The organism is Paraburkholderia sp. BCC1885, assembly GCF_900996235.1.
Lineage (GTDB): Bacteria > Pseudomonadota > Gammaproteobacteria > Burkholderiales > Burkholderiaceae > Paraburkholderia.
In genome coordinates this window covers 115,889-127,997 of record NZ_CAAJGM010000155.1, presented here as the reverse complement: position 1 = coordinate 127,997, position 12,109 = coordinate 115,889, and the positions used below count along the sequence as shown (strand labels likewise).

Annotated in this window: 11 protein-coding genes and 1 rRNA gene; 7 read left to right on the top strand and 5 right to left on the bottom strand. The window is 61.7% G+C overall.

Annotation, left to right across the window (positions count from 1 at the left end):
- Nucleotides 1–7: 7 nt before the first annotated feature.
- The 4 genes from rrf to tnpC all read left to right on the top strand — a co-directional run bounded on the left by rrf (nucleotide 8) and on the right by tnpC (nucleotide 2,654).
- Nucleotides 8–121 (top strand): 5S ribosomal RNA (rrf, locus tag FQ755_RS15555).
- A gap of 181 nt (nucleotides 122–302) precedes the next feature.
- Entirely contained in the window at nucleotides 303–698 is a 396-nt protein-coding gene (gene tnpA, locus FQ755_RS15550) for an IS66-like element accessory protein TnpA (protein ID WP_260858609.1), read from the top strand.
- Nucleotides 695–1,030: an IS66 family insertion sequence element accessory protein TnpB gene (gene tnpB, locus FQ755_RS15545; RefSeq protein WP_144155685.1), complete on the top strand. Its 336-nt coding sequence runs from the start codon at nucleotides 695–697 to the stop codon at nucleotides 1,028–1,030. Before tnpA ends, tnpB begins: the two co-directional genes overlap by 4 nt.
- 67 nt (nucleotides 1,031–1,097) lie before the next feature.
- The gene (gene tnpC / locus FQ755_RS15540) at nucleotides 1,098–2,654 is read left to right on the top strand and encodes an IS66 family transposase (RefSeq protein WP_144155683.1); all 1,557 of its coding nucleotides are present in this window, start codon (nucleotides 1,098–1,100) and stop codon (nucleotides 2,652–2,654) included.
- Between the two features lie 70 nt (nucleotides 2,655–2,724).
- Here tnpC and FQ755_RS15535 read toward each other — a convergent pair whose 3' ends face one another.
- The 3 genes from FQ755_RS15535 to FQ755_RS15525 all read right to left on the bottom strand — a co-directional run bounded on the left by FQ755_RS15535 (nucleotide 2,725) and on the right by FQ755_RS15525 (nucleotide 5,959).
- Nucleotides 2,725–3,360, bottom strand: a complete 636-nt coding sequence (locus FQ755_RS15535) for a hypothetical protein (RefSeq protein ID WP_144155681.1) — start codon at nucleotides 3,358–3,360, stop codon at nucleotides 2,725–2,727.
- Between the two features lie 5 nt (nucleotides 3,361–3,365).
- Entirely contained in the window at nucleotides 3,366–4,760 is a 1,395-nt protein-coding gene (locus FQ755_RS15530; protein ID WP_144155678.1) for a selenium-binding protein SBP56-related protein, read from the bottom strand.
- Nucleotides 4,761–4,954: 194 nt separating this feature from the next.
- On the bottom strand, nucleotides 4,955–5,959 hold the full coding sequence (locus FQ755_RS15525; protein ID WP_144155675.1) for a LysR family transcriptional regulator: 1,005 nt from the start codon (nucleotides 5,957–5,959) through the stop codon (nucleotides 4,955–4,957).
- Nucleotides 5,960–6,176: 217 nt separating this feature from the next.
- Between FQ755_RS15525 and FQ755_RS15520 the strand changes: the two genes are divergently transcribed.
- The 3 genes from FQ755_RS15520 (at nucleotide 6,177) to FQ755_RS15510 (ending at nucleotide 10,433) form a co-directional block, all read left to right on the top strand.
- The gene (locus tag FQ755_RS15520) at nucleotides 6,177–8,348 is read left to right on the top strand and encodes an FUSC family protein (protein WP_144155672.1); all 2,172 of its coding nucleotides are present in this window, start codon (nucleotides 6,177–6,179) and stop codon (nucleotides 8,346–8,348) included.
- Between the two features lie 157 nt (nucleotides 8,349–8,505).
- Entirely contained in the window at nucleotides 8,506–8,751 is a 246-nt protein-coding gene (locus FQ755_RS15515; RefSeq protein ID WP_144155670.1) for a hypothetical protein, read from the top strand.
- Between the two features lie 167 nt (nucleotides 8,752–8,918).
- Nucleotides 8,919–10,433: an acetyl-CoA hydrolase/transferase family protein gene (locus FQ755_RS15510; protein ID WP_144155718.1), complete on the top strand. Its 1,515-nt coding sequence runs from the start codon at nucleotides 8,919–8,921 to the stop codon at nucleotides 10,431–10,433.
- Between the two features lie 74 nt (nucleotides 10,434–10,507).
- On the opposite strand, the gene FQ755_RS15505 is transcribed toward FQ755_RS15510, so the two are convergent.
- Nucleotides 10,508–10,762 carry a GlsB/YeaQ/YmgE family stress response membrane protein gene (locus tag FQ755_RS15505; protein WP_074295822.1) on the bottom strand — a complete coding sequence of 85 codons (255 nt, stop codon included), beginning with the start codon at nucleotides 10,760–10,762 and terminating at the stop codon, nucleotides 10,508–10,510.
- Between the two features lie 452 nt (nucleotides 10,763–11,214).
- Entirely contained in the window at nucleotides 11,215–11,922 is a 708-nt protein-coding gene (locus FQ755_RS15500; protein WP_144155667.1) for an MgtC/SapB family protein, read from the bottom strand.
- Nucleotides 11,923–12,109 lie beyond the last annotated feature (187 nt).

Below are 12,109 nucleotides of genomic sequence, written 5' to 3'. Positions count from 1 at the left end.
AGTCATGCCTGATGACCATAGCGTGTCGGTACCACCCCTTCCCATCCCGAACAGGACCGTGAAACGACTCCACGCCGATGATAGTGCGGATTACCCGTGTGAAAGTAGGTAATCGTCAGGCTCCCCTGCAGCAAACAGAAACCCCACCCCCAAAAGGTGGGGTTTCTGCGTTTACGCGGCCAGAAAACAGGTAGCAAAAAACCACGGCACTCGCCCATTAAACGTAAGCGCCCGGTGATGGCATCTTGAATCGACGCAGCAGCCTTGGGAGCATCGTGTCCACTTAACGAATAGGTGGACACGTGAACACTATTGACCAAGATGCACCCTCGGGGCGCCGCAAACGGCGGCGATACACGGATGAATTCAAAGCGGAAGTAGTGGCTGCCTGCCAAGGACCCGGTGTGTCGGTTGCCGCGATTGCGTTGATGCATAAACTGAACGCCAACTTGCTGCGGCGTTGGTTAGAGAAAGCCGAGAGCGGCGCAACGACGACGGGCAGTGACGTCGTGGCAATGAAGCCGTCAGCGGCGGCGCCCATACCACCTGCTTTCGTTCCCCTTCAACTGAGCGGCGCAAATGATCATCAAAGGGAAATACGCGTCGAGGTGCGCCGCAGCCAACAATCAATCACGGTCAGTTGGCCGACATCAGACGCGGCCCAGTGCGCAGCGTGGTTACGCGAGTGGCTGAAATGATCCGCATCGACGAGGCGTGGCTCGCTGTTGACCCGCTGGACATGCGTGCAGGGTTCGACACGGTGCTCGCGCGGGTAGTCGCCGTATTCGACGCTGCGCATCCTCACCACGCTTATCTCTTCACGAACCGCCGAGCTAACCGCTTGAAGGTGCTTGTCCACGACGGAATCGGAATCTGGCTAGCAGCGAGGCGGCTGAACCAGGGCCAGTTCGTCTGGCCGCAGCCCGGAACCGACACGCGTCGGGCGATCACGCAGGAGCAACTGGCTGGACTGGTGCTCGGATTGCCGTGGCAACGTATCGGCCAAGACGGCGTAATTCGCGTCGTGTAAGCCGGCCCGCGACAATCGGTGCGTGTGCCAATACCCTTGTCGCAAGGGCTTTGGCACACTATTGGTCATGATCGATAAGGCACAACTCCAGGACATGAACGCAGATGAACTGCGCGCACTCGCCCTGGAATTGATGTCCGAAGTTCAGGCGCAACAACACATCGTCGATCGCACGGAAGCAGCACTACGATTCAGCGACGCGAAGCTCGCGCAGCTCACGCACGAGATGGCCGTACTTAAGCGCTGGAAGTTTGCCGCCCGAAGCGAGAAGCTCGGTCACGAGCAGCAAAGCCTGCTCGATGAAACAATCGATTCCGACTTGGCCGCCATCGAACTCGAGTTAGAGAGGCTGTCCCCGCAGCACATGACGAAAGACGCGCCGAACAAACCGCGCCGAACGCCGCTTCCGGCAAACCTTCCGCGTGTCAATGTTCATCATGAGCCGCAGTCGACCCTCTGCGGCTGCGGATGCGAACTCAGGCGGATTGGCGAGGACATCAGCGAGAAGCTCGATTACACGCCAGGCGTGTTCACCGTCGAGCGTCACGTTCGTGGCAAATGGGTGTGCGGCCACTGCGAGACCCTGACCCAAGCTCCGGTGCCAGCGCATGTCATTGATAAGGGCATTCCGACTGCCGGCCTGCTGGCCCACGTGCTTGTTTCCAAACACGGTGATCACCTTCCGTTGTACAGACAAGAACGCATCTTCGCGCGCGCCGGCTTGGCAATTCCCCAATCGACACTGGGCCAATGGGTTGGCATGTGTGGCGTTCAACTGCAGCCGTTAGTTGACGCGCTGAAAGAGAAGATCCTGAAGCATCGCGTGCTGCACGCTGACGAGACACCAATCTCGATGCTCAGTCCGGGAAAGGGGAAGACGCACCGCGCTTATCTCTGGACTTATTGCCCCGGGGCATTCGAACAGATGAAGGCGGTCGTCTACGACTTCGCTGAGAGCCGCGCTGGCGAGCATGCGCGAGCCTTCCTCGATCCATGGCGCGGCCACTTGGTGTGCGATGACTTCGCGGGCTACAAGCAGCTGTTCGCCCAGGGCGTGACTGAAGTTGGTTGCCTTGCCCACGCGCGCCGTAAGTTCTATGACTTGCATGTCGCCAGTCGAAGCCAGATCGCCGAAGATGCGTTGCGCTACATCAGCCAGCTGTACGATGTCGAGCGCGAAGCGCGTGATCTCTCCTCCGAAAATCGATTAGAACTTCGCCAACGATGTGCGCGCCCCGTAGCCGAAGCGCTGCACGCCTGGATGGTTCTGCAGCGTGCGCGCGTGAACGAAGGTTCGTCCATAGCGAAGGCGCTCGACTACAGTCTGCGGCGGTGGGCAGCGCTCACCCGATACCTCGATGATCCGCAGCTTCCCGTTGATAACAACTGGTGCGAGAATCAAATAAGGCCGATTGCCGTTAGCAGGGGGAACTGGCTCTTCGCGGGTTCAGCTCGAGCGGGCCGGCGTCAGGCTGCAGTGATGAGTCTCATTCAGTCGGCTAAGCTTAATGGGCACGACCCCTATGTCTATCTGAAAGACGTCCTGACACGGCTCCCTACACAGCCCGCTAGCCGCCTCGATGAGCTGTTGCCACATCTCTGGCAGCCTCAGCTTCAACAGTAGGCTGACGTCGGCTGCCGAACCCCTGGGATCGCCGGGCGCTTACCATTAAACACCCTAAAAATGGCATTCCTCACAGAGCCAGCTGTATGGCCCCGCAGGTCGCGAGCGTACCGCTCCAGAGCAGATCGAAGTTAAGCCACTTGGTGCGCAACCCCGCGACCCCGAAGTGATCGTAAACGGCGAGCGCGATCACCCCCGTCGTCAACAGCATTGCTGCGGTGTGCACGAACAGGGCGACCGTGGCGATCGTCGCGGTAGAACCTATCCCGGTTGCATTAGACAGCGCACCGCACATCGGCATCAACGCCGGAATCAACATCAGACCGGCGCCATGTGAGCCGGCCACCACGAACGACCAAACCGCCAAACCGGCTAAGCCCGTCTGCATTCCGACCAACGGCCGCATCCGATGACCGCGCAGCGCATGCCACGCCGCCCAGCCAATCAGTAACGTCCCACACACGCGATTCAACACGGTATGGTCGATCACCATCCCCAGAGACAGTCCTGCCATCAACATGCTGCCGGCGGCAACGGCATGGCCAAACGCAATTGGGATCAGCGACAGCAAAACCACCCGTCGACTGCGTCGATAGAGGCCGAGTGCAACCGCGAACAACCATCCCATCGCCGGGTTCAGACCGTGAAACGTGCCGAGCGCGGCAACCGCGAGCCATGTCCACCATGAGGAGGTCGGCAGATTCATCGCGCTCAGGGATAGCAATACGAATCGGATGAACAGTCGCCGCCTTGCAGACGAATCTGATGGGGTCGATGACCCTCGGGCCAAGCCAGGAAAAACTTCTCGTCGAAGGCGAGGCCACCGTCTGGTCCGGCATCCAGCTTCACCATCCAGCCGTCAATGCCCTCGGGATAGAACTGCTGATCGACCGCACCGTAAAGCGAGTTCGTGAAATAGACGCGCTTGCCGTCGCGGCTGACCTCGACCATCTGCGGACCACCGTTCAAGGCGCCGTTCGATGCGCCCGGGTGCGTCGAGCGCGAGACGATGCCGCCGATCCTCACTTTCCCGACCAGTCTAGGCGTGAATGGATCGGACACATCGTATTGCAGCAGATCGCCGGTGCCCCAGCAGGACACATACAGAAACCGGTCGTCCATCGACAGATCGATGTCGGTCACGAGCGGCGGCACGGCGCCGAATGATTTGAGTATCGGCGGCAGCAAGGTGGGATCGGCTGCCTCGGCTGGAATGTCGATGATCTTGCGCACTGCCCACGCGTTCTTGTCGCGATACCAAATCCAGATGGACGACGACAGATCCTTCAGGCTGATCACGCAATTGACGAAACCATACGCTTTGGTCGGGTCGTGGGCCGGGCGCAGTTCGAATACGAGCTGATATTCTGGCCCGAAGTCGATCTCCTGCAGATGCTTGCGGCGCGTGAAATCCCAGAAATGCAGACGGCGGCCGTACCGTGCACCTAAAAGCACTTCCGGAATCAGGCCGTTTTCGAAGGTATCGGGCGTGCCCCATTCACTGGTTACGAGTGTGTCGTAGCCCAGATGCCACCAGCCGTCGTAAGCGAGTTGCTGCGGGCCACGGTCGACCTCCCAGCGCCCGAGCGGCTCGAAGCTCTCGGGATCCAGCAGGAAAATCCCGCCGGGCGCGCCACCGTCGGCACTCCCGAGCGCGGTCACGTAGATGCCGCCTGGTCCGCAATGCACCGTATGCGGACGCGTATAACCGGTGCGGCTCGCAATCGTCTCCGGCTCGATCACCTTGGCGATGGTGGGATTCAGCGGATCGGCTTTCGTATCGAGGATATAGATGCGTGAGGAGCGTAGTCCCGGCACGACGAGGTAACGCCGCTCAATATGCGGATGCGGCGCGTTGGGGCAAAGACATGAGGAGCAGGCGTTCCAGCCGAAGTGATGCAGTTCGTCGCCGGTGTGCGGCATCGACACATTACCGACGATGCGTGCATAGGCCGGGGATGCAGGGTCGACGTCGACCACGGCGATCCCATCGGGTCGTGTGCGATCGGGATCGAACGCGGCCACATAAGCGAGCTTTTCGGGCGGCGCCTGCGCGGCAAGCCGCGGCGACGGGTAAAAGCTCGGGTCCGGCTTCCAGATACCCATGGTGTTGCTCCGTATCGGTTTGAATTGCGAATCGGGGCGGCACAACCAGCCATCTTGAACTTTAGTTGGTTTAGGTCCGGCGCAAAGCTCATTCTGGAATAAGCATATGCGCCTTCAGCACGAAGAGAGTCAACTTGCGATGCAAAATGGGCGCGAGGCACGCTCAGTAGCGCGTATCCCGCCTCCGCAGAACCTCAATGCTCGAACGGTTGATCCAGCGCGACGGCCGGTTCGCCGCGCACGGGCAAAAGGCCGTCGCGCGGATCGGTCTGTCCCACTTCGGCGAGCAACGCCTCATCGCGGGCGATGACCTTCGGCATATGCGTGCGAAGGAATTCGACCCACGTGCGAGTCTTCGCGTCGATGAACTTGCGCGAAGGATAGAGCGCGTAAATGCTCGTCTTCTGCAGCGTGTGCGCCGGTAGAACCCGTACCATGGACCCGTCGCGCAGCCCGTCGATTGCCGCATAGAGCGGCAGCGTGCCGATCCCCATGCCTTCGCGGATCGCCACCACCAGCGACTCCGCGATATTCACCTGTACCGACCCGCTGACTTCCATCAACTCACTGCCGTGGGGGCCTTCGAGCAGCCAATCGTTGGCAGGAAAGGCGGGCGTTTGCAGGATCAGACATTCGTGATGCGCCAGATCGCGCGGTTCTTTCGGTGCTCCGCGGGCACGCAGATAGGCCGGCGATGCACACAGGATGTTGAACGTAGAGCCCAGTAACAGTGACACGAGATCCGAATTCGGCAAGCTCGAGGCCGTGACCACCGACACGTCGCTGCTACCTTCGTACAGATCCGGCATGCGTTGCGACAGCGTCAGCTCGACGGTGACCTCCGGATAGAGCGTGCGATAGCGCGAAATCGCCGGCAGCACGTAATGCTGTCCGATGCTGGCGAAGCTGTGCATGCGCAGCGCGCCGGTAGGGCGCTCATGCGCGCAACTGGCTTCCTCCTCCGCGGTATCGACGTCCGCGAGAATCTGCCGGCAGCGCTTCAGATAGCGTTCGCCGGCGGTCGTGAGCGCGAGGCGCCGGGTCGAGCGGTTCATCAGACGGGTGCGCAGATGGGCTTCGAGCTCCGAGACCGCGCGCGACATGGCGCCTGTCGTCGAATTGAGCGACTGCGCGGCGGCGGTGAAGCTGCCGGCCTCCACCACGCGCGCGAACACCCGCATATTTTGTAGCGTATCCATCAGTCCTTCTGGTTCGACATTTTTGAGAGAGAGCCGATATTGTCCTCCTGTCGCGCAACGCGATTGTTGTTCGATCTGGAATGGACGTTCCCGACTCGTGCCATTAATGCGCGTCTCCTGGGCTCCTACAATCGGGCCCTTGCCAGCCGGAGCGCGCATTGCCGTGCCCGGCGCTCTCTCCAGTCCGCATGACAGTCCGGGGCGCGGTTTTGCTTTCATGAAACGCCAGCATCTGATCCAGCAAACGTCCGACCCTCGCGGCGGATGGCCCCCGGTGCTGCGTGCGACCGCCGCGGCCGTCCGTGACTGGGCGACGGGCGATGGCCTCGTCTGGCTTCATCTGTTCAAGACGGTCACCGCGGCGCTGCTCGCGCTCGGCATCGCGATGCTGCTGGATCTGCAGCAACCGCGCACCGCCATGACAACCGTGTTCGTGCTGATGCAGCCGTTCAGCGGCATGGTGCTTGCCAAAAGCTTTTATCGGATCATCGGGACGGCGGTGGGGGCGATCGCCGCGCTGGTGCTGGGCGCGGTCTTCGTGCAGCAGCCCGAGCTCTACCTGCTCGGACTGACATGCTGGGTGGGTGCCTGCACTGCTGCGGCGGTCCGGTATCGGCATTTTCGGTGGTACGGCTTCGTGCTGGCGGGTTACACCGCCGCCCTGATCGGCATACCGGCGGTGACAGAGCCCAACAGCCTGTTTCTCGCAGCGCTCACGCGCGCCGCGGAGGTCGCGGTCGGCATTGTGTGTTCGAGCGCAGTCAGCGCCTTGATCATGCCCCAAAGGTCGGCACTCGCGCTGCAGCGCACGCTGCGCAACAGGTATCTCGATTTTACTGCGTTCGCTGCGCAGGTGCTCAGCGGCAAGGTCGAGCGGGGTGTCTTCGAGGGGCGTTTTGCCGACCTCGTCGATGAAATTGTGGGCTTCGAGGCGACCCGCACCTTCGCTGCGTTCGAGGACCCGGGCATGCGCTCCCGCAGCGGACGTCTGGCGCGCCTGAACAGCGAGTTCATGGACGCCTGCGCTCGCCTGCATGCCTTGCATCAACTGCTCAAGCGGTTGCGGGCAAGCGGCGCGAGTGCGGTTGTCGACGCAACCCTGCCGTATTTCGAAGCGCTATCGGCCCTGTTGATTCGCCAGAACGCGCAGACCGCCGACGCTTCGCATGCCGTTCGCGCGGCCGTCGAGTTGCGGATCTTTCAGTCCGTGCTGCCGCGCAGCGTGCGGCAGACTCGCCGGCTGCTGGAGCCATCGGCGCCGGACCTGCTGGCCGACTTCGATACCTCGGCCGAGCTGCTCTATCGCTTCGTGGAGGAGCTCATCCGCTATACGGAGACCTATGCCTCGCTCGAACACCGCAAGCCTGAAAAGGAGCGGCAGACCGTCCGCTACGTCAGCAAAACGAACGGTGTCGTGGTCGGGCTCACTTTTCTGCGCACGGTGGTGGTGATGGCGATTGTCGGGTGTTTCTGGATCGAAACCGACTGGCCAAGCGGCGGCCTTGCCGTCATCGGCGCGGCGCTTGCGTGTGCCTTGACCTCGACCGCGCCCAATGCGTCGAAGCTAACGCTGCAGATGGCCGTCGGTGCTGTCTTCGCCACGATGGTGGGCTACCTGTTCACCTGCTATGTGTACCCGAACATCGACGGCTTCCCGCTGCTTTGCGCGACGCTCGCGCCCGTGCTGGCATTCGGCGCCTTCGTCGCGATGCGCCCCGGCATCTCTGGCTACGGCGTGGGCTTTTCGGTGTTCTTCTGCTTGCTGGCCGGGCCGGATAACGTGGTGGTCTACCAGCCCGATCTTCTGATCAACAACGGCATGGCCATCGTCGCGGCAATGCTGGTTGCTGCGCTGGCGTTTGCTGTGATTTTCCCCGCGCACATGCCATGGCTGACCGGCAAGATCAAAGGCAGTCTGCGATCTCAGGTGGTACTCGCCTGCAAGGGTGAATTACGCGGGTTGAATCAATATTTTCAATCGAGTACTCACGATCTGATGGCGCAACTCCGCGTCCTGCTGACGAAGCCCTCGCGCGAGCATCGCGACGCCTTGCGCTGGATGCTCATGACCGTGGAAGTAGGACATGCGGTGATCGACTTGCGCAACGAAGCGGCTCACGCAGCCTACGCGGAGGGCTTGCATCCGCGCTGGAGTACTTGCCTGGAGCAGATGAACGACGCTATCGCGGCGCTGTTCGAGCAGCCCACGCCGCGCCGTCTCGAGCGCGTGCTGACGTCGATGCGCGAGACGATCGGGACCGTGCAGGCGGTCCTCGAAACCGTTCACGCGGATCGCGAGCGTCGGCATGACCTGCAGCGCATGCTCGGCTGCCTGCATTTCATTCGTACCGCCTTGCTCGATAAAGACGCGCCGTTTAATGCGCGTTGAGCGAGGCGCGGCTTCAATCCTTCTGCCAGATGGAAAGATGCTTTCCAGGCAAGGCCGTTTATCCGTGTACATGCTGGCCATATAGTTTTGATCACGCCCTCGCCATTCCCAAGGGGACTTCTTGCAGGGCGTAATCGTCAGTACCGGAGAAAATAGAATGAAAGCGTTGAAAACAGTCCTGCTTGCCTGTTCCTTGTCTGCTGTAGCCGCCGTGGCCCATGCACAAACCGCCGCCCCCGCCCCCGCCGCCGACGGACAGCAGCAGCTTGCGCAAACCCAGGAGCGAAGCCACGAGCCGTCCGCGAGCGGCGCCGCCCAGCATGGCCGCCTTGCCGCGCCGGCAAAAAAGGCCGAAGACTGTGTCGGGCCGGTGAGTTTCTGCAATCTGTTCTTCGGCAGCTAGGAAAAGCCGTCAGCTTTCGCTGATCAGTAGTGCGATGCATGCCCCGCAGCGATGTCTTACGTCATGAGACACCGCTGCGGGGCGCGACAACCTGACTCCTGATTCACGCACGCGGAAGACGTGCGCATCGGTAGGCTGGAGGGTTGATTATGGAGAGACTGAGTAGCATGTACGAAGACCGGATTCGTTGTGCCGCGGTGCGCGGCAAAGTCACCTCGGCCGCTGCTGCGGCAGCGCTGATTCACGATGGCATGCGCGTCGGCGCCAGCGGCTTCACGCGCGCGGGCGACGCGAAGGCCGTGCCCGTTGCACTGGCCGAGCGGGCCCGTCAGGAAGGCAAACCGCTGCGCATTACGTTGATGACGGGCGCCTCGCTCGGCCACGACGTGGACCGGACGCTGACCGAAGCGGGCGTGCTGGCCCGCCGCTTGCCTTTTCAGGTGGACAAAACCTTACGTGATGCTATCAATCGCGGCGAAGTGATGTTTGTCGACCAGCACCTGTCCGAAACGGTTGAGATGTTGCGCGCCAACCAGCTCGGCAAACTGGATGTCGCGATCATCGAGGCCGTTGCGATTACCGAAACCGGCGGCATCGTGCCCACCACCTCAGTGGGCAACTCGGCAAGCTTCGCGATCCTGGCCGACAAGGTGATTGTCGAGATCAACCTCGCGCAACCGCTGGCGCTCGAAGGTCTGCACGACATCTGGATTCCCGGCCGCCGGCCGAACCGTGAGCCGTTGCCGATCGTCCATCCGCGTGATCGGGTCGGCAGGCCGGTCATCGAGATTCCGCCTGAGAAAATCGCCGCTATCGTTATCACGAATATGGCGGACAGCGCGTCGACCGTGCTGCCCGCCGATGAAGAGACCGAGCAGATCGCCGGCCATCTGATCGAATTTCTGCAGCACGAAGTGTCTCGCGGACGCATGCCGGCGCGCTTGCCGCCGCTGCAGGCCGGCATCGGCACGATTGCCAACGCGGTGCTGGCCGGCTTCGTCAAGTCGCCCTTCGAAGCGTTTGAAATCTATTCGGAAGTGCTGCAAGACTCGACCTTCGACCTGATGGATGCAGATAAGGTCACGTTTGCATCGGGCGCCTCGATTACGCTCTCGGCCGCACGGCACGCGCAGGTGTTCGGCAACCTGGATCGCTATCGCGACCGTCTCGTGCTGCGCCCGCAAGAGGTCAGCAACCACCCCGAAGTCATTCGCCGCTTGGGCTTGATTGCGCTGAATACCGCGCTCGAATTCGATATCTACGGCAACGTCAATTCGACTCATGTGGGTGGGACGCACATGATGAACGGCATCGGCGGATCCGGCGATTTCGCGCGCAATGCGTCGTGCGCGATCTTCGCGACGAAGTCGATTGCGAAGGGCGGACGCATTTCAAGCGTGGTACCGATGGTGCCGCACTGCGATCACAATGAGCACGACGTGGACGTGGTGGTCACGGAGCAGGGGCTCGCCGATCTGCGCGGGCTTGCGCCGCGTGAACGCGCCGTGCTGATTATTGAGAAGTGTGTGCATCCGCTCTATCGCGACATGCTGCGCGACTACTACCGGGATGCATTGAAACAGGGAGGGCAAACGCCGCACCGTCTGGAGCGGGCATTTACCTGGCATACACGCCTGAACGAAACCGGCTCGATGCGGGAAGAAACGGCCGCACTGGCTTGATGGTCCGTGTAACGGAACGTAAGGCGAAGACGCAGCCAGGGTCAGGCGACCGGAGTCGCCTGACGCGGCAAGCGCTAGGCTCCTCGCTTGAACAGCCGGACGATAAACAACAGGATCACTGCGCCGATCACCGCTGTAATGATCGAGCCGATCCAGCCGCCGCCGAGCGAGATGTGCAGGACACCGGAGAGCCAACCGCCGATAAACGCACCGACAATGCCGACGATGATGTCGACGATCAACCCGAAACCGCCGCCCTTGACGAGCACACCCGCCAGCCAGCCAGCGATTGCGCCGATGATGAGCCATGCAATGATGCCGTGTTCCATAATCAAGACTCCATGGTTGAGCGTGAAAAATTCACGGTGACAGAGCTTAGTCGAAGGGTGGGGTGCAGTCCATATTCGGGATACAGAATTAACATTGTCTCAATGTTTTGCGGCGGAGCAGACAGTGAGGCAGGCGAAAGCGCGGAACGGGACGCATGGCGGCAGTGGCCATGGCGGGGAGGCAGGGCAGACAAGGCGCAGTCGCTCGTTTCATTTCGTTCTCGGTGTCGGGCTGCACAGGCATACGAAGCGTCAACTCATACGGCGTACCCCACCCTCGCCGAGGCGAGACGCCAGCCGATGCTTCATCTACGGTTGTTATAGATGAAGCCGTCGCCGGGCGCAAGGCGTGGACTGGCCGGTATGCGGCAAGCGCCCTGCTGCCGGGCGTTTGAGCGCGTGGCGCCGGTGCGTGGCGGGCGCGGCCGTCCACCACAACCGGCGCCGCCGTGCTACTCCGGCGTCGGTTCCGCTTCTTTGGCAATCCAGCTGACGCTCGAAACGCTCGTTTCCATGCTGATGCGGCTTGCCATCAATTCGAGCTTGGACTGATCCTTCGGATGCAGTTTGATGGTCGCCGTGACCCGCATACGGCCGGGCTGCTCCGTCACGTCCTCGCTCGTCAGACTTTGAAACGATAGCGGCATCGAATACATCGAGTTCGACAGCGCCGCGCGGATATGAATCTCGTCCTCGTCGCGGCAGACCACGGTCAGCACATACTCGCGCACGAGGTCGGCGTTCGAAACCGGCGTTGCATTAATTGTGCGGCTGACTTCGCGCAACACCGTGTTAGTCAGCAGCACGATACCGGTGCCGGCGAGCGCCGGGCCGAAATGTCCCGCGCCGCACAACACGCCGACGGCCGCCGAACACCACAAGGTGGCAGCCGTATTGATGCCCTGGATCGAGCCCTTGTCGCGCATGATCACGCCGCCGCCGAGGAAGCCCACGCCGGACACCACATAGGCGGCGATCTGCGTGACGCCGGCGGAGCCGTTGCCGGTGAGGACGCCGAGCGTGACGAACAGGCACGCGCCGCTTGCGACGAGCGTGATGGTGCGCAGGCCCGCGGTGCGCTGCCGCATCTGCCGTTCGATGCCGATTGCTACACCGCAGGCGAAAGCGGCGAGGAGCCGCCAGACAAATTCAAGCGTCATTGGATCAATAGTGAAGGCGCGCTGCACGCGAGTTTGAACCACACGCATGACACCATCGCGTAATACCACGCGAGGCGCGATGCGCGACGAGCGCGCGGACTTTCGTTCGCGACGCGAATGTTACGTGTGCGGCGAGGCTTTAGACCTTGCCGCGACGAATCACAGATGCACGGGGATCACTAGACGC